This is a genomic window from Sphingobium limneticum (assembly GCF_008710155.1).
Lineage (GTDB): Bacteria > Pseudomonadota > Alphaproteobacteria > Sphingomonadales > Sphingomonadaceae > Sphingobium > Sphingobium limneticum.
The window spans coordinates 170,391-187,893 of sequence record NZ_VYPZ01000003.1; the positions used below are offsets into that span (position 1 = coordinate 170,391).

Here is a 17,503-nt window from a genome sequence, read left to right on the forward strand (position 1 = left end):
CAAGCCGGACGGGATGATATGGAACGGATCAAGAGCCTCTTCACCATCAAGACCAAGTTCGAGGCGTTTCTGGTCATCTATGCGCTGGCGCTGGGCGCGGCCGAGCGTGGGCATGTCTATATGCAACAATATCCGGGCACCGGCGGCCACCTGCTGGCGCTCGCCTGTTCGGGCGCGGTCTTCATGGCCGGGGGCAAGATCATCGATGCGCTGGACTATCAGCGCGGCCTGTAATCATCCGCTGTAATCGCCGGCTTCTTCCATAACGGATCGAACTGCGCGATCCGATCCGCCCGATCTGCACTATCCTCCCTCCGTTGGGTTCATGGAGGGAAAGTGACATGCTGGATGATCGTCGCAGGCGCAGCGTGCCCGCCGCCGAACTGGTGCGCAACTTCGCCCATTGGCGGGAAGTCGGATCGCGTGAGCCGGTGATGGTGACGCATCATGGCCGCGAAACCCATGTCTTCATGGGGCTGGACCGGTTTCGGACGATGGCGGTGGGGGATGACGAAGCGCCGGCCCCCGATCGTACCTTCGAACTGGCGGCGCGCATGCATCAGGGGCTGGTCCTGTGCGGGCCGGACCTCGCCATCACTTATGTAAATGGCGTGGCGCTGGCCATGGCCAAGCGTTGGGACCGCGATCTGGACGGGCAGTCCTTATGGAACGCCTTTCCCGAACTGGCCGGATCGCTGACGGAAGCGCATATCCGCCACAGCCTGTCCTCCGGAGAAGCCAGCGCGGCCGATATCCCCTCCCCCTTTCGCGATGATGTGTGGCTGCATGTGCAGACCTTCCCCTTTGCCGGTGGCGTCGCTCTGTTGCTGCGGGACATTACTGCCGACATGCAGCGCCATCCGTTGGCCGACGTCAAATCGGCGATACTCAAAGCCATGGGCGTACATGGCGGCGTAGGCTATGTCCGTGTGTCGATGCGCGGCTTCATCGAGGTGGTGAACGACAGCTTCTGCGCGATGGTAGGCCTTGCTGCCGATCGCCTGGCCGATGTGCCGATCGCCGATCTGGTCGAACTGCCCGCCCGCCCGCTGTTCCGCGAACGGCTGGAGCGGGTGTTGCGGGGCGAAGGCGACATGCGCTTTGCCACCCAGTTGCTGACCAATGAAGGGGCCCTCGCGCCCGTAGATGCCGCCATCGCGCGCCTGCATGGCATTTACGGAACGGAGGGTGCGGTGATCGTCGTCACCTCGTATAGCATGCCCTGATTTGCCGCCAACAACGTCCATATCGGACAGAGCGCATCCGCCCAGCACAAGATTTGCGCGAAATCGCCCGTTTCCGTCCCGATATCCATGCCAAAGCCTGTGTAAAATCCGTCAATCGCGACGGATGGTCGGCAAACAGGATCTTGAACCATGCGCGCTAACATGGCTTTCATGACCTGCGATAGCATCCTTGCCCGACCATGCCGGCTGCTTATCCGGCTTATCCGCCATCAGGCCGGCAGCAGCCTGATCGAGGCAGCTTTCGTCCTGCCGGTTCTGATCCTGCTGCTAATGGGCATATTGGGCTATGGCAGCTGGTTCATAACGGCCCATAGCCTGCAACAGGCGGCCAATGACGCCGCCCGTGCCTCAGTGGCCGGGCTGACCACCAATGAGCGCCGCACCCTGGTCGACCAGAGCATCATTGCCGCCCGCGCCGCCTTCCCCGCGCCCGCTGCCCAGACGATCGGCGTCAGCACGGGGGAAAATAGCGGCTATTACCGGGTGACGCTGCGTTACAATCTGGCCAATGCCCCGCTCTTCGCCGCCATGCCGCTTCCCTTGCCCGGCGCCACGCTGGAGCGTAGCGCGGTCGTGCGGATCAACAGCCAATGATCCGCGTGCCCTTCCATCGCGCGCTCACGCGGGACCGGCGCGGGGGCGTTACGCTGATCCTGGCCGGATCGCTGTTCATGCTGGCGGGAGCTGCGACCGTCGCGGTCGATCTTGGGTCCGTCTATCTCGCCCGTCGCCAATTGCAGGGCGTGGCGGATGCAGCGGCGCTAGCCGCCGCCGATGGCGGGCGCTCCGCCGCTGAACAGCTGATCGACCAGAGCGGCGTCAACGGCATCGCTCTGGCTACGCTCGACACCGGCAGCTATGCCGCCGACCCAACCGTACCGGTGGAGCAGCGGTTCCGCGCCAACGATCCGACCGGCGGCGCGATGCGGGTCGAACTGCGCAGACGCACACCGCTTTTCTTCGGCCGGTTGCTGGTTGGACGCGATGGCATAGACCTGAGCGCGCGGGCGACCGCGGCCCGGAGCGATGCCGCAGCCTTCTCGCTTGGCACAGGCCTCGCCTCGCTGAGCGACGGCTTGCCCAACATGCTGCTGTCCAACCTGACCGGAACCGAGCTCAATCTGTCGGTGATGGATTATAATGGGCTGGTCAGCGCCGACCTGGACCTGTTGGGTTTTGCCGATGCGCTACGCGCGCGAACCGGGCGAAATGGCGAAGCCTATGGCGCGCTGTTCGATCGGGACATTCCTCTGGCAGATCTGCTGGGTGCGATGGCGGACAGCGCAGGCAACAGTGCTGCCACCCACACGCTGCTGGCGCTGGCGGGCCGCATACCGTGCCGGTCCGTGCGGCTGAGCGACATTATCGATCTTGGCCCCATGCGCGGCGCCGCCAATGCCAGTGGCCAGCCCAGCGTGGTGCTCGACGCCTTCTCCATGTTGCGCATGCTCCTCAGCCCGCCGTCCGGCACTACGATCCCGATGGACCTGCGCATCGCCGTACCGGGCCTGACCAGCACCAGGCTGATGCTGGTGACGGGCGAAGGGCAGGCCAGATCCCCATTGATGAGCATCACCGCCAAGCGCGACGTGGTGTTGCGCACGGCGCAGACGCGCCTCTATCTGGAAAGCACCGTTGCCACCGCCCTGTCGGGCATCGCATCGGTGCGTATCCCGCTCTATATCGAACTGGCCGCCGCAGAAGCGCGTCTGTCCGATATCCAATGCGGAGAAACGGGCGGCGTCACGCTCGCGGTTACGCCATCGGTGGGAGTGGCCGCCCTGGGCGATATCGATATGAACGCGCTGACCAATTTCTCCGTGCCGGCCAGCCCGCGCGCCACCGTGCTGGCGCAGGCATTGGGCACCCGCGTCACCGGCTATGCCAATATCGCCCTGGGCGGCACGCAAACCCACAATGTCCATTTTTCCCCAGCAGAGATAGGCGCGCAACAGGCCAAGACCGTCGGCACGCAGGATCTGACCCAGGGGATAGCCGCCAGCCTGGCGGGGCAGACGCAGCTTCAGGTGTCGTTACTGGGCCTGACCGTCAGCAACAGCCCACTCAGCCCTCTCGTGGGCGCCCTGGTGGGCACCACGGCGCCCCTGCTGGACGGCATCATCAACAGCGTCACCGCGACATTGGGCGTCCGCGTGGGATCGGCAGAGGTACGTGTGCATCAGCGCCGGTGCGGCATGGCGTCCATCGTCGCCTGATTCCCTTGCCTTCGCGTCGCTCCGCCTTCAGGAGCGTTGCATGGGCGCTATCATGTTGCAGGGAACCGGATCGGACGTCGGCAAATCGGTGCTGGTGGCGGGGCTATGCCGCGCGCTGCTGCGCCGGGGCTATCGGGTACGTCCGTTCAAGCCGCAAAATATGTCTAACAATGCCGCCGTCACCAGCGACGGGGGCGAGATCGGCCGGGCGCAGGCCTTGCAGGCCATCGCCTGCGGCGTGGCGCCGCATACGGACATGAACCCGGTGCTGCTGAAGCCGCAGGCCGATCGCACATCGCAATTGATCGTCCATGGCCAGGTGCGCGGGGCGCTGGGCTCCGGCAATTTCCGCAGCGCGCGGGGACAGTTGCTGGGCGCCGTATTGGAAAGCTACGACCGGTTGCGGGGCCAGTGCGACATCGTCGTTGTCGAAGGTGCCGGGTCGCCGGCCGAAATCAACCTGCGCGGCGGCGACATCGCCAATATGGGCTTCGCCCGCGCTGCCAACGTTCCCGTCATTCTGGTGGGCGATATCGACCGTGGCGGCGTGATCGCAGCGGTGGTCGGCACCCGCGCGGTGATCGACCCGGACGATGCGGCCATGATCCAAGGTTTTCTGATCAACAAATTCCGTGGCGACCCTGCCCTGTTCGAGGATGGCTATCGCCAGATCGAGGCGCTGTCGGGCTGGCGCGGCTTTGGCGTGGTACCATGGCTGAACGCCGTTGCCCGCCTGCCCAGCGAGGATGCGGTTGTGCTGGAGCGGCGGATATTCTCCTCTGCCGCACCACTGGTCGTCGCCTGCCCGGTGCTGCCGCGCATTTCCAATTTCGACGATCTCGATCCGCTCAAGCTGGAGCCGGGCATCGACCTGCGCATGATCGGCCCCGGTCAGGCCATTCCCGGCGACGCGGCGCTCGTGATCCTGCCGGGATCGAAGGCGACCATCGCCGATATGCGCGCGCTGGTGGCGCAAGGATGGGACATCGACATTCGCGCCCATCATCGGCGCGGTGGGGCCGTGCTGGGCCTGTGTGGCGGATACCAGATGCTGGGGCGGACCATCGCCGACCCCGATGGGCTGGAGGGGCCGGCGGGATCGATCGCGGGCCTGGGCCTGCTCGACGTGGACACACGCCTGTCGGCCGGCAAGACGCTGGAGCAGGTGCGGGGCCGCGCGCTGGATGCCGATTTTGGCGGCTATGAAATGCATATGGGCGCCACTGTCGGTCCCGACTGCGAGCGGCCCTTCGCGCTGCTTGATGGCGCACGGCCGGATGGCGCGATCAGTCGCGACGGGCGCGTGATGGGCAGCTATGTCCATGGCCTGCTGGGCAGTACCGCCCTGCGCGATGCATTGTTGCAGCGGCTGGGCGGTCAATCGACCGGTGCGGACTATGACCAGTCGGTCGAGGATGCGCTGGATGAGGTTTCCGCGCTGCTCGAAACGCATGTCGATATCGACGCCATGGTCGCGCTGGCCATGGCGTGAGGGCAAAGAAAAAGGCGGCTTTCGCCGCCTGACTTTTCCTCACCGTAGGGAGAATGGTGCACCCGGAACGATTCGAACGTCCGACCCTCAGATTCGTAGTCTGATGCTCTATCCAGCTGAGCTACGGGTGCACTTTTCTATGCAAAGGCAAAGGCTTGAAGCCAAAACCTATCACGATGTTTCCAATGGTGCACCCGGAACGATTCGAACGTCCGACCCTCAGATTCGTAGTCTGATGCTCTATCCAGCTGAGCTACGGGTGCGTTGGAGAGGCGCAGATAGAAGCGCTTAGCAGATTGGGCAAGCCCCTTTTTTCCCTTTCTTGCACTTTTATGGCCCGGCAACTTTTAACCGCCGTTTTTCGTTGATGCGGTCAGGAGGATTCGATGATGAGCTTTAATCTGAACGAGGCGGCGCTGCTGCTGATTGCACTGGTGATCGGCTGGCTGCTGGGCCTGATGATGAGCGGTCGCGGTAAATATCGTCGACTGTGGCGTGACGAGCAGATTGCCCATCGCCAGGCGATCAAGGATCGCGACGCGCGGATCGAGGCTTCCAATGCCCGCATCGCGGAGTTGGAGCGGCAGTCGACCGGGCCGATCGGCGCTGGCACCGCCACGGCGGTTGCGGGCGCGGTGCATGGCCGCGACGATCTGAGCCGGATCAGCGGGGTCAGCCAGGCGCAGGAGGTTGCCCTGAACGAGGCCGGTTATCATCGCTATGGCCAGATCGCCGCGCTCAATGCCGAGCAGGAAGCGACGCTGGAGGCGCGTCTGGGCCTGAAGCCTGGCACCATCACCCATGAGAATTGGCGCAAGCAGGCCGATGATCTCGCGCATGGCCGCAAACGCGGCCTGTTCGGCTAAACGCGCATAGCCACAAAGAAAAAGGGCGGGGTTTGATGCCCCGCCCTTTTCATATCACTTCTTCGCGAGAGCGGCCTGCGCCGCCGCCAATCGGGCGATCGGCACGCGGTAGGGCGATGCCGAGACATAATCGAGGCCGGTCTGCTCACAGAAAGCGATCGAGGCCGGATCGCCACCATGCTCGCCGCAGATGCCGAGCTTGATGCCAGGACGGGTCTTGCGACCCCGTTCCGCCGCCAGTTCGATCAGTTCGCCCACGCCCTCGACATCGATGCTGACGAAGGGATCGCGGGCGAAGATGCCCTTGTCCACATATTGCGTCAGGAACCGGCCGGCATCGTCGCGGCTGATACCGATCGTCGTCTGCGTCAGATCATTGGTACCGAAGGAGAAGAATTCGCCCACTTCGGCGATCTCACCCGCCTTCAACGCCGCCCGCGGCAGTTCGATCATGGTGCCGACCAGATAGTCGACGCTGTTGCCCTGTTCTTCGAACACTTCGGCTGCGACGCGATCGACGATCGCCTTCATCAGCTCCAGCTCCTTGCGCGTGGCGACCAGCGGGATCATGATTTCCGGGATCGGCGCTTCGCCGCCCCGCGCCTTCACGATCAGCGCCGCTTCGAAGATGGCGCGGGCCTGCATCTCGTAGATTTCGGGATAGGTCACGCCCAGGCGGCAACCGCGATGACCCAGCATCGGGTTGAATTCATGCAGCTCGGCGGCGCGACGCTTGAGCGTGTCGACGCTGACGCCAGCGCCCTTGGCCACTTCCTCGAACTCCGCTTCGCCATGCGGCAGGAATTCGTGCAGCGGCGGATCGAGCAGGCGGATGGTGACCGGCAGGCCCGCCATCACCATGAAGATCTGCGCGAAATCGTCCCGCTGTTCGGGCAGCAGCTTGTCGAGCGCCACGCGGCGGCCCTTCTCGCTGTCGGCCAGGATCATTTCGCGGACGGCGGTGATGCGCGCCGCGTCGAAGAACATATGTTCGGTACGGCACAGGCCCACGCCTTCCGCGCCGAATTCGCGCGCGACCTTGCAATCCTGCGGCGTTTCCGCGTTGGCGCGCACCTTGAGGCGACGAACCTTATCCGCCCACACCATCAGCGTGCCGAAATCACCGGCCAGTTCGGGCTGCACGGTCGGCACTTCGCCAGCCATCACTTCGCCAGTCGACCCGTCGATGGTCAGGATGTCCCCTTCCTTCAATTCACGACCGCCCACGCGCAGGATCTTGGTCTTGCCGTCGATCGAAATGCCGCCAGCGCCCGAGACGCAGGGACGACCCATGCCACGCGCCACGACGGCGGCGTGGCTGGTCATGCCGCCACGCGCGGTCAGGATGCCCTTGGCCGCGTGCATGCCGTGAATATCTTCCGGCGAGGTTTCGACACGGACGAGGATGACGGCGTCGCCCAGTTCGGCGCGGCGCTCGGCAGTGTCGGCGTCGAACACGATCAGGCCCGATGCGGCGCCCGGCGAGGCCGGCAGGCCCTTGGTCAGCACATCGCGCGGCGCGCTGGGATCGAGGGTCGGGTGAAGCAGCTGGTCGAGCGCGGCGGGATCGACGCGGGCGACGGCTTCTTCTTCCGTGATCAGGCCCTCATGCGCCATGTCCACGGCCATCTTCAGCGCGGCCTTGGCGGTGCGCTTGCCCGAACGGGTTTGCAGCATCCACAGCTTGCCCTGCTGCACCGTGAATTCGATGTCCTGCATGTCGCGATAATGGGTTTCGAGGATTTCGAAGACCCCTGCCAGTTCGGCATAAGTTTCCGGCATCGCCTCTTCCATCGACAGCGGCTTGGCCCCTGCCCGCTCGCGCGCGGCCAGCGTCAGATATTGCGGGGTACGGATGCCGGCGACGACATCCTCACCCTGCGCGTTGATCAGATATTCGCCATAATAGGCGTTCTCGCCGGTCGACGGATCGCGCGTGAAGGCGACGCCGGTGGCGGAGGTTTCGCCCATATTGCCGAACACCATCGCCTGCACGTTGACGGCGGTGCCCCATTCGCCGGGGATGTTGTTGAGACGGCGATAGACCTTCGCGCGCTCCGACTGCCAGGAGCCGAACACGGCGGAAATCGCGCCCCACAGCTGGTCATGCACATCCTGCGGGAAAGGCTTGTTCCACAGCTTCTGGACGAGCGCCTTATATTCGGCGACCAGCGTTTTCCAATCGTCGGCGGTCAGCTCGGTATCGAGCGTATAGCCATTATCTTCCTTGGCGATTTCGAGCGCTTCCTCGAACGCGCCATGGTCCAGTTCCAGCACGACGTCCGAATACATCTGGATGAAACGGCGATAGCTGTCCCAGGCGAAACGCTCGTCACCCGACGTGTTGGCCAGGCCGATCACGGTTTCGTCGTTGAGGCCGAGGTTGAGGACGGTGTCCATCATGCCGGGCATCGACGCGCGCGCACCCGAACGGACCGATACCAGCAGCGGATCGGCGGCATCGCCGAAACGCTTGCCGGTGATGCCCTCGATATGCGCGATGCCATTGGCGACTTCGGCGTTCAGGCTTTCGGGATATTTGCCACCGTCCACATAATAGCGGGTGCACATGTCCGTCGTGATGGTGAAGCCCGGCGGCACCGGCAGGCCGATCGCCGCCATGCCGTCCAGATTGGCGCCCTTGCCGCCCAGCAGATTGCGGTCGCCCTGACCGCCATCGTCCACGCCGCCGCCGAAACGATAGACATAGCGGGTCGCGGTGCTGTTCATGATGGCCTCTTCCGTCGTAACCATAGATCCGGCTCTCCCTGCACTGATTGCCGTGTTGTGCGATGCAATAATAATGTCGCAAATAGCGATTTAAGATAGAATAGAATAGGAGATAACGCGCTTAACTTCGCATATTTCCCATTCATTTCGGAATTTAATTTCCTTATCCCGTAATTTTCGAAAAGTCCGCCACGTTGTGCACCGCAGCACGCACCCGCGCCAGCAGCGCGAGGCGAGTCGTGCGCTTCGCCGGATCGGCGTCGTTGACCGTGACGCTTTCAAAGAAGGCGTCGATCGGCGCGCGAAGCGTGGCAAGCGCGGCCATGGCACCCTCGAAATCCTCGGCCGCAACAGCCTGCGCCGCTTGCGGCTCCGCCACGTCGAGCGCGGCGAGCAGGTCAGCTTCGGCCTGTTCGGGCGTGTAGGACAGCGAAATCGCTTCGGCCGTCTCGACGCCTTCCTTCTTGAGGATATTGGCGGCGCGCTTGTACCCAGCGAGCAGATTGGTGCCGTCGTCGGTCGCGACGAAGGACTGAAGCGCCTTCACACGGGCGAGCAGACGGACGAGATCATCCTCGCCGCCCAGCGCAAACACCGCGTCGATCAGGTCGTGCCGAACGCCCGCTTCCTTCTGCTGAACCTTGAGGCGGTCGGCGAAGAAGTCGAGGAATTGGACTTCAAATCCGGAGAATCGGTCCTTGAGGGAAGCCGATCCAGTTGGAAATTCTAACGCGATGTATTCATCAACAGCAGCTTGGCTACTGCGAAATGCAGCCATAACATCCCCATCTTCGTGGATGTGCTTAGGAATATGGCTTCCTTTTAAGATCACTTCATCGCGTGCGGCTCGATCACTTGATCGCTGATTATTTTCAATCACCCCCATTGCAGCAATGATTCTGGTTGTCAGCATCCGCAGATTTAGGCGCAGGTTGCTCTTGGTAAGTAGGGCTATCACAGCGAGCGCCGCTCGGCGCAACGCAAAGGGATCACGAGAGCCGGAAGGCTGCATTTCTCGCATGAAAAACCACAGCAGCGTATCTAGCTTATCCGCCAAACTCACCGCCACCGTCACCGGCGCAGTCGGCACATCATCACCCTGCCCGACCGGCTTGTAATGGTCGCGGATCGCGTCGGCCACCGCATCGGGCAGGCCTTCGGCGCGGGCATAATAGCCGCCCATCACGCCCTGCAATTCGGGGAATTCGCCGACCATTTCGGTGACGAGGTCCGCCTTGGCCAGGCGGGCGGCCCGTTCGGCGAGGTCGGCCAACTCTTCCTTGTGCTCCTGCGAAGGCAGGAGCCCATGGCCAGATTGCGCTTCGTCGCCCTGGGCTCCTGCTTTCGCAGGAGCACTGGCACCGACGATCCCCTCTTCCACCAGCCAGCGGGCCAGCTTGGCGACCCGCTCCACCTTGTCGGCGACGGTGCCCAGCTTTTCGTGAAAGGTGATGCGTTCCAGCTTCTGCGCATGATCCGCCAGCTTCGTCTTGCGGTCCTGCTCCCAGAAGAAGCGGGCGTCGCTCAAGCGGGCGGCCAGCACCTTGCGGTTGCCGGCGATAATCGCCACGCCGCCATCCTTCGCCTCGATATTGGCGGTGCAGATGAAGGCCGGGGCCAACTTGCCCGAAGCATCGCGCAGCACGAAATATTTCTGGTTGATCCGAAGGGTTAGCTGAATGACTTCAGGCGGCACCTCAAGGAAGGCCGGGTCGAAATCGCCCAGCAGCGGCACCGGCCATTCGGTCAGCCCCGCATTTTCCGCGATCAGGCCCTTGTCCTCGATCACGCTATAGCCATGCGCGGCGGCGGCTTCGTCGGCCTTCGTCGAGATGATCGCCTGCCGTTCCTGATGGCTGACGATCACATGGCAGGCGCGCAGCTTTTCGACATAATCGTCCGCGCCGCCGATGGTGATTTCACCGGCATGATGGAAGCGATGGCCAAGCGTGGCATAGCCAGACCGCACATCCTCCACCGCGATATCGACCAGATCTTCGCCCAGGATCGCGACGATGCCTTTGAGCGGCCGGACCCAGCGCAGGCTTTCAGTCGTCTGGCTGGCCGCGCCCCAGCGCATCGACTTGGGCCAGGGGAAGGCGCGGATGACGGCGGGGACAGCTTCGGCCAGAACGTCCTTGGTCGCGCGGCCGGGCTTGTTCACGACGGCGAAATAGACGCCGTCGCGATCTTCCAACTGGTCTTGGCGAAGGCCGGTCTTGCGCAGGAAGCCGTCCAGCGCCTGTGCCGGGGCGCTGGTGCGCGGGCCTTTGAACTCTTCGCTGACGGCCGCCGTTTCCAGCGGCAAGTCGCGCGCGATCAGGGCAAGGCGGCGCGGCGTCACGAAACTGTCGATCGACGCGGGCTTCAAGCCGGCCTTCGCCAGTTCCTCAGTGAAGAGGCGGGCAAGATCGTCGGAAGCCTTCAACTGCATGCGCGCCGGAATCTCTTCGCAGCGGATTTCGAGGAGGAAATCGGTCATGCGATTTCCTCCGAAGCCCCAGCGAAGGCTGGGGCCGCAATCGAACGGAGCGCCACATCGCCTGAGATCCCAGCCTTCGCTGGGATGACGGATCTAAACTTGGTCATCACGCGGCCCACCCGTTCACTTCCATCCACTTTTCGCAGCTACCCTTCGCCATGTCACGCACCTGCCCCATATAGCTGGCACGTTCCTGGACGGAGATCACGCCGCGCGCCTGAAGCAGGTTGAAGGTGTGGCTGGCCTTGATCGCCTGTTCGAACGCGGCGAGCGGCACGCCATTTTCGATGCACTGGTCATATTCCGCGCGGCAATCCTTAAACCAGCGGAACAGCTTCTCCGTGTCGGCAACCTCGAAATTCCATTTCGACATCTGCTTCTCATTTTCAAGGAACACGTCGCCATAGGTGACGCCCGCATCGTTGAACTTGAGGTCATAGACGCTGTCGACGCCCTGAATATACATGGCCAGCCGCTCAAGCCCGTAGGTCAGTTCACCCGCGACCGGCTTGCAGTCATAGCCGCCCATCTGCTGGAAATAGGTGAACTGGGTGACTTCCATGCCGTCGCACCACACTTCCCAGCCCAGGCCCCAAGCGCCCAGCGTCGGGCTTTCCCAGTCATCCTCGACGAAGCGGATGTCGTGGACCAGCGGATCGATGCCGATTTCCACCAGCGAACCCAGATAGAGTTCCTGAAGGTTCGCCGGGGACGGCTTCATGATCACCTGATATTGGTAATAATGCTGAAGCCGGTTGGGATTTTCGCCATAGCGGCCATCGGTCGGGCGGCGGCTGGGCTGCACATAGGCGGCGTTCCACGCGTTCGGCCCCAGCGCGCGCAGCGTGGTCGCGGGGTGGAAGGTGCCCGCGCCGACTTCCATGTCGAGCGGCTGAAGGATGACGCATCCCTGCTTCCCCCAATAGGCATGCAGGGTCAGGATCAAGTCCTGGAAGGAAAGCACTTTGCCTTCGGCCACGGATAGTCCTCAAAAATTGCTATCTAGAATGTCGCGCGCCTTGGCGCATGGCATGGCCATGGTCAAGGAAAAGCGGCGGGAAACAGGGTTAAGCGGCTTGCCCTGACGCCGCATGCTCCCCATTGAAGGACGCATGAAGATGCTCCCCACCCTGTTCCGTGCGTTCAGTGCCGCGCTGCTGATGATCGGCGGCGTCGCGCAGGCCCGCACGGCTGAAACCGCGACCCCTGCCCTGTGGCAGGTGAAGGATGATGACACGACCATCTATCTGTTCGGCACCGTCCATGTGATGAAGCCCGATATCGACTGGTTCCATGGCGACGTGAAGCGCGCTTTCGACCGGGCCGATACGCTGGTGCTGGAGATTATCGAGCCGGACGATCCCAATGCGATCGCTGCGACCATGGCTGGGCTGGCGATGGCGAAGGACGGGGTGAAGCTGTCGGATCGACTGACGCCGGACGCGCGGACGAAATATCAGGCGGCGATGGACGCGAACGGCCTGCCCTGGCAGGCATTCGATATGTTCAACCCGTGGATGAGCGGCATGGCCCTGTCGGTCGCGCCGCTGGAGAAGCTGGGCTACAAGAATGACCTGGGCGCGGAGAAGATATTGCGCAGCGCCGCCACCGGCGCGGGCAAGAAGGTGGATGCGCTGGAGACGGTGGAGCAGCAGGTCGGCTTCTTCGCCAGCCTGCCGATGGAGCAGCAATTGCAGTTCCTGAATGCAACGGTCGACGGCCTGCCGGACATGGAAAAGGAATTTGGCGACCTGCTGCGCTATTGGCAGGCGGGGCAGCCCGACAAGCTGGCCGCATCGATGAACGAGTCGCTGGAGGCCACGCCGGAACTGGCACAGGTGCTGCTGACCGGGCGCAACGCCAATTGGGCCATGTGGATCAAGGCGCGGCTGGAGCAGCCGGGTACCGTCTTCGTGGCGGTCGGCGCGGGCCATCTGGCCGGCAAGGGCAGCGTGCAGGAACAGCTCAAGGCGCTGGGCGTCCAGGCCAAGCGGATAAAGAAGGTCAAGCCATGATGCGCATCGCGACCCGCCTGCTGGCGCTATTTGCTCTAACATTGGTCGCGGCTTGCGGTCAGGACAGCAAGCCGGTGGCTAAGGTCGAGGGCGGCCCTGCCCTGTGGCAGGTGCAGCGCGGCGAGCTGAACGGCTGGCTGTTCGGCACCATCCATGTCCTGCCCAAGGGCGTCGCGTGGGATACACCGGCGATCAAGGAGGCGATGGGCGCGTCCGACCGGCTGATATTGGAAGCGGCCGATTTGCAGGACGAGCAGAAGACGCTGGGCCTGTTCGAGAAAATGGGCCGCAGCCCCGGCTTGCCGCCGCTGGAAAAGCGGGTGCCCGATGGCGAGAAGGCGGCGCTGAGCAAGGCGATGGCCGATGGCGGTACGAACAGCCAGTTGCTGTCCGGCTATGAAAGCTGGGCTGCCGCGATGCTGCTGTCCGCCGCCAGCCAGCAGGGCCTGGGCGTCAGCCAGAGCGACGGCGTCGAGCCGGTGCTGATCGAGACGTACAAGAAAGCCAAAAAGCCGATCGGCGGGCTTGAGACGGTGGAGCGCCAGTTTGCGGCGTTCGACACGCTGCCCGAAAGCGCGCAATCGGCTTTGCTGGTGCAAACCGTGCATGAGGCCAAGGGTATGAAGGCGCTGTACGACCGCATCCTGACCGCCTGGTCGAAGGGCGACATGGAGGCGATCGCCAAGGAAGACAAGGTCGGCGAGCAGCCCGACCCGATGGTCGAGGAAGCGATACTGGTCGCCCGCAATCGCGATTGGGTGAAGGCGATCGAGCCGATGAAGGGCCGCCCCTTCATCGCGGTGGGTGCGGGGCATTTGACCGGGCGCGAAAATCTGATCGAATTGCTGAAGGCGCAGGGGTACACGATCACGCGGGTGCAGTGATCTTACTCCACGCGCGCAGGCGACAGTCCAGATGAAGCCTCTAAGATCGGGTGGGTACTGTATGAAGAACTTCTACATTGTATCGGCCACCATCATCGTCGTTGGTTTGGCGATCCTGATGGCAAAGCATATGTATGACTCGCCCTATAACCGCTGCGTCAAAGACTGTGTAGTGGTAGGATTCACAAAAGACCAAGCCGCTGCGGCGTGCGCCCGTCTTCATGATACGAACTGACGCACCACTCGTCAGCCCCCACCCCTTGCCTTTCCGCCATTTCCTGCTAAAGGGCCGCCTTCCCGCGATGGTCATCCCTGGAGGCGTGGCGGGAAAGTACATCAATTTTGCTTTTGGAGACACGCAATGAGCGAGCAGCTTACGCTGTCGGCCGAGGCACGCGATCGGGCAGGCAAGGGAGCCTCCCGCGCCCTCCGCCGTGAGGGCCGCGTACCCGCCGTCATCTATGGAATGAACGAAGAACCCCTGTCGATCCATGTCGAGGAAAAGCTCCTCAACAAGCAGCTCGGCACCGGCCACTTCTTCAATTCGGTCATCATGGTCGAAGTCGGCGGCAAGACCGTCCGCACGCTCGCCAAGGACGTGGCCTTCCACCCCGTCACCGACCGTCCGCTGCACGCCGATTTCCTGCGCGTTTCGGAACATGCCACCGTTCACGTCCATGTGCCGGTGCGCTTCGAAAATGAAGACGCATCGCCGGGCCTGAAGAAGGGCGGCGTGCTCAACGTCGTGGCGCATGACATCGAACTGGTCGTCGATGCCGCCAACATTCCCGACGAAGTGGTGGTCGACCTGACCGGCCTGGAAGTCGGCGATTCGCTGCACATCAGCGCGGTGACCCTGCCCAAGGGCACCACGGCCCTGCATGCCGACACCGATTTCAGCATCGCGACCGTCGTTGCTCCTTCGGCTCTCAAGAGCGCCGAAGGCGAAGCTGAGGCCGAAGCGGAAGGCGAATAAGCCTTTTCCAGCTTTAAGCTATTTGCGAAATCCCGTTCGAGCCAGGCTCGGGCGGGGTTTTGCTTTTCTGGAGGATTTCGATGCAGATCTGGGCGGGCCTGGGCAATCCGGGACAGCAATATGCGATGCACCGGCACAATGTCGGCTTCATGGTCGCGGACCTGATCGCGGACATGCATCGCTTCTCCCCCCCCAAGAAGCAGTTCCAGGGCTGGGTTCAGGAAGGTCGGATCGGCACCGAGAAAATCATCCTGCTCAAACCCGCCACCTTCATGAACGAAAGCGGCCGTTCGATCGGCGAAGCGATGCGCTTCTACAAGCTGACGCCGCAGGACGTCACCGTCTTCCACGACGAACTCGACCTCGTGCCCATGAAGGTGAAGGTGAAGCGCGGCGGCGGCAATGCCGGGCACAACGGGCTGCGGTCCACCGACGCGCATATCGGCAATGATTTTCGCCGGGTGCGGATCGGCATCGGCCATCCGGGACATAAGGACAAGGTCCATGGCTATGTGCTGGGCAATTACGCCAAGAGCGAAATGGACGCGCTGGCCGACATGCTGGGCGCGACCAGTGCCGAAGCCGAATGGCTGACCAGGAATGACGACGTCCGCTTCATGAACGAGATCGCCCGTCGCCTGGCGGATTGAACGGCCAGAACATCTTTACCCAACCGCCATGACAATGGCTCAACGGACCAATCACGGCGTTCCCCGGCGAAGGCCGGGGTCCAGATGAGACGCTGAAACTGGGCCCCGGCCTTCGCCGGGGAACACCCTGCTATGCATGTCGCTCGATACAGACTGACATCACCCTGCCAGGATGTCGCAACTGGATTGCGCAGTGCAACATTACCGGGCCATAAGGCGCCTGAAATGCAGTTCAGGGGATTTTGGGTGATTCAGACTGTTTCGACGACGCCGTTCAATGACCAGAAGCCTGGCACGTCCGGCCTGCGCAAGAAGGTCCGCATCTTCCAGCAGCCCCATTATGCGGAAAATTTCGTCCAGTCGGTGTTCGACAGTCTTGAGGACTTTGCCGGCCAGACGCTGGTGGTGGGCGGCGACGGACGCTACCTCAACCGCGAAGTCATCCAGATCGTCATCAAGATGGCTGCCGCCAACGGCTTTGGTCGCGTTATCGTGGGTCAGGGCGGCATCCTGTCCACCCCCGCCGCCTCGCACCTCATCCGCTCTGCCGGCGCCTTTGGCGGCCTCGTCCTGTCGGCCAGCCACAATCCCGGCGGCCCGGACGAGGATTTCGGCATCAAATATAATATCGGCAATGGCGGTCCGGCACCGGAAAAGGTGACGGACGCCATCGCCGCGCGATCGCTGGTCATCGACAGCTACAAAATCCTGGAAGCCGCCGATGTCGATATCGACCTGATCGGCACCAGCCAGTTGGGCGCCATGACCGTCGAAGTGGTCGATCCCGTCACCGCTTATGCCGACCTGATGGAAAGTCTGTTCGATTTTGCCGCCATCCGCGCGCAGATCGCCGGCGGCTTCACCCTCGCCTTCGACAGCATGAGCGCGGTCACCGGCCCCTATGCGGCGGAGATTTTCGAGCGTCGCCTGGGCGCACCCGCCGGTACGGTGATGAACGGTACCCCGCTGCCCGATTTCGGCCATCACCATCCCGACCCCAATCTGGTCCACGCCAAGCAATTATACGACCGGATGATGGCCGCCGACGCGCCAGATTTCGGCGCAGCGTCGGACGGCGACGGCGACCGCAACCTCATCATAGGCCGGCACAGCTATGTGACGCCGTCGGATTCGCTCGCCGTGCTGGCCGCCAACGCCCATCTGGCGCCGGGCTATAAGGCTGGGCTCAAGGGCATCGCGCGCTCCATGCCGACCAGCGGCGCAGCCGACCGGGTCGCGGAAAAGCTGGGCGCGCCGCTCTATGAAACGCCGACCGGCTGGAAATTCTTCGGCAACCTTCTGGACGCCGGCATGGCGACCATCTGCGGTGAGGAAAGCGCGGGCACCGGGTCCGACCATGTGCGCGAAAAGGATGGCATCTGGGCCGTTCTGCTCTGGCTCAACATTCTGGCCGTGCGGCAGCAGAGCGTTGCTGCGATCATGGCCGATCATTGGGCCACCTATGGCCGCAACTACTATGCCCGCCACGATTATGAAGCGATCGCTAAGGACAAGGCTGACGCGCTGATGGCGGCGCTGCGCGGAGCGCTCGCTACCCTGCCCGGCACCGGCAATAGCGGCGGTACGGTGAAGAGCGCCGACGATTTCGCCTATACCGACCCGACCGATCAGTCGGTCAGCCGCAATCAGGGCGTGCGCATCTTGTTCGAGGATGGATCGCGCGTCGTGTTCCGCCTTTCCGGCACGGGCACGGAGGGCGCGACGCTGCGTGTCTATATCGAACGCTATGTCGGACCGGATGGCGATCTGGGGCTGGAGACGGGCGACGCCCTTGCGCCGCTGATCGCCGCTGCGCAGGATGTCGCCGATATCGCCGGCTACACCGGCATGGACAAGCCCAGCGTCATTACCTGATCCGCAAAGCAGGCTTGCGCTGGACACAAACTCACAGCCGGGAAACGGGATAGCAATGCGCGCGCATTAT

The 17,503-nt window shown here is 63.1% G+C and carries 15 protein-coding genes and 2 tRNA genes; 12 read left to right on the forward strand and 5 right to left on the reverse strand.

Annotated features, from left to right (window positions below; genetic code table 11):
• The first annotated feature begins 18 nt into the window (after window positions 1-18).
• From F4U94_RS05460 to F4U94_RS05480, 5 genes are all read left to right on the forward strand, one after another.
• The gene (locus tag F4U94_RS05460; protein ID WP_120250048.1) at window positions 19-234 is read left to right on the forward strand and encodes a hypothetical protein; all 216 of its coding nucleotides are present in this window, start codon (window positions 19-21) and stop codon (window positions 232-234) included.
• 107 nt (window positions 235-341) lie between these two features.
• On the forward strand, window positions 342-1,226 hold the full coding sequence (locus F4U94_RS05465) for a PAS domain-containing protein (protein ID WP_150411859.1): 885 nt from the start codon (window positions 342-344) through the stop codon (window positions 1,224-1,226).
• 150 nt (window positions 1,227-1,376) lie between these two features.
• A complete protein-coding gene (locus tag F4U94_RS05470; RefSeq protein ID WP_249042031.1) occupies window positions 1,377-1,841 on the forward strand; it encodes a TadE/TadG family type IV pilus assembly protein in 465 nt (154 codons plus the stop codon).
• On the forward strand, window positions 1,838-3,463 hold the full coding sequence (locus tag F4U94_RS05475) for a pilus assembly protein TadG-related protein (protein WP_120250046.1): 1,626 nt from the start codon (window positions 1,838-1,840) through the stop codon (window positions 3,461-3,463). The genes F4U94_RS05470 and F4U94_RS05475 overlap by 4 nt, the downstream gene beginning before the upstream one ends.
• Before the next feature lie 40 nt (window positions 3,464-3,503).
• Entirely contained in the window at window positions 3,504-4,955 is a 1,452-nt protein-coding gene (locus tag F4U94_RS05480) for a cobyric acid synthase (protein ID WP_120250045.1), read from the forward strand.
• A gap of 54 nt (window positions 4,956-5,009) precedes the next feature.
• On the opposite strand, the gene F4U94_RS05485 is transcribed toward F4U94_RS05480, so the two are convergent.
• Together F4U94_RS05485 and F4U94_RS05490 are read right to left on the reverse strand one after the other, a co-directional pair.
• Window positions 5,010-5,086: transfer RNA gene (locus F4U94_RS05485), tRNA-Arg, on the reverse strand.
• Window positions 5,087-5,141: 55 nt separating this feature from the next.
• Window positions 5,142-5,218 (reverse strand) — tRNA-Arg (locus tag F4U94_RS05490).
• A 126-nt stretch (window positions 5,219-5,344) separates the two neighbouring features.
• Here F4U94_RS05490 and F4U94_RS05495 point away from each other — a divergent pair.
• Window positions 5,345-5,821: a hypothetical protein gene (locus tag F4U94_RS05495; protein ID WP_120252050.1), complete on the forward strand. Its 477-nt coding sequence runs from the start codon at window positions 5,345-5,347 to the stop codon at window positions 5,819-5,821.
• Between the two features lie 54 nt (window positions 5,822-5,875).
• Here the strand turns inward: F4U94_RS05495 and ppdK are convergent, their stop codons facing one another.
• The 3 genes from ppdK to F4U94_RS05510 form a co-directional block, all read right to left on the reverse strand.
• Window positions 5,876-8,575, reverse strand: a complete 2,700-nt coding sequence (ppdK, locus tag F4U94_RS05500) for a pyruvate, phosphate dikinase (RefSeq protein ID WP_120250044.1) — start codon at window positions 8,573-8,575, stop codon at window positions 5,876-5,878.
• 139 nt (window positions 8,576-8,714) lie between these two features.
• Entirely contained in the window at window positions 8,715-11,033 is a 2,319-nt protein-coding gene (gene glyS, locus F4U94_RS05505; RefSeq protein WP_120250043.1) for a glycine--tRNA ligase subunit beta, read from the reverse strand.
• Between the two features lie 106 nt (window positions 11,034-11,139).
• Window positions 11,140-12,012, reverse strand: a complete 873-nt coding sequence (locus F4U94_RS05510) for a glycine--tRNA ligase subunit alpha (RefSeq protein WP_120250042.1) — start codon at window positions 12,010-12,012, stop codon at window positions 11,140-11,142.
• A 133-nt stretch (window positions 12,013-12,145) separates the two neighbouring features.
• On the opposite strand from F4U94_RS05510, the gene F4U94_RS05515 reads away from it, so the two are divergent.
• The 6 genes from F4U94_RS05515 (at window position 12,146) to F4U94_RS05535 (ending at window position 17,433) form a co-directional block, all read left to right on the forward strand.
• Window positions 12,146-13,048: a TraB/GumN family protein gene (locus F4U94_RS05515; RefSeq protein WP_120250041.1), complete on the forward strand. Its 903-nt coding sequence runs from the start codon at window positions 12,146-12,148 to the stop codon at window positions 13,046-13,048.
• The gene (locus F4U94_RS05520; protein WP_120250040.1) at window positions 13,048-13,932 is read left to right on the forward strand and encodes a TraB/GumN family protein; all 885 of its coding nucleotides are present in this window, start codon (window positions 13,048-13,050) and stop codon (window positions 13,930-13,932) included. Before F4U94_RS05515 ends, F4U94_RS05520 begins: the two co-directional genes overlap by 1 nt.
• A 61-nt stretch (window positions 13,933-13,993) precedes the next feature.
• Complete coding sequence (locus tag F4U94_RS24300) at window positions 13,994-14,167, forward strand: hypothetical protein (protein WP_170271907.1); 174 nt, start codon at window positions 13,994-13,996, stop codon at window positions 14,165-14,167.
• Window positions 14,168-14,293: 126 nt separating this feature from the next.
• Window positions 14,294-14,908, forward strand: coding sequence for a 50S ribosomal protein L25/general stress protein Ctc (locus tag F4U94_RS05525; protein ID WP_120250039.1), 615 nt, complete (start codon window positions 14,294-14,296; stop codon window positions 14,906-14,908).
• 80 nt (window positions 14,909-14,988) lie between these two features.
• A complete protein-coding gene (pth, locus tag F4U94_RS05530; protein ID WP_150411860.1) occupies window positions 14,989-15,558 on the forward strand; it encodes an aminoacyl-tRNA hydrolase in 570 nt (189 codons plus the stop codon).
• A 246-nt stretch (window positions 15,559-15,804) separates the two neighbouring features.
• Window positions 15,805-17,433, forward strand: a complete 1,629-nt coding sequence (locus F4U94_RS05535; protein ID WP_120252049.1) for an alpha-D-glucose phosphate-specific phosphoglucomutase — start codon at window positions 15,805-15,807, stop codon at window positions 17,431-17,433.
• Window positions 17,434-17,503 lie beyond the last annotated feature (70 nt).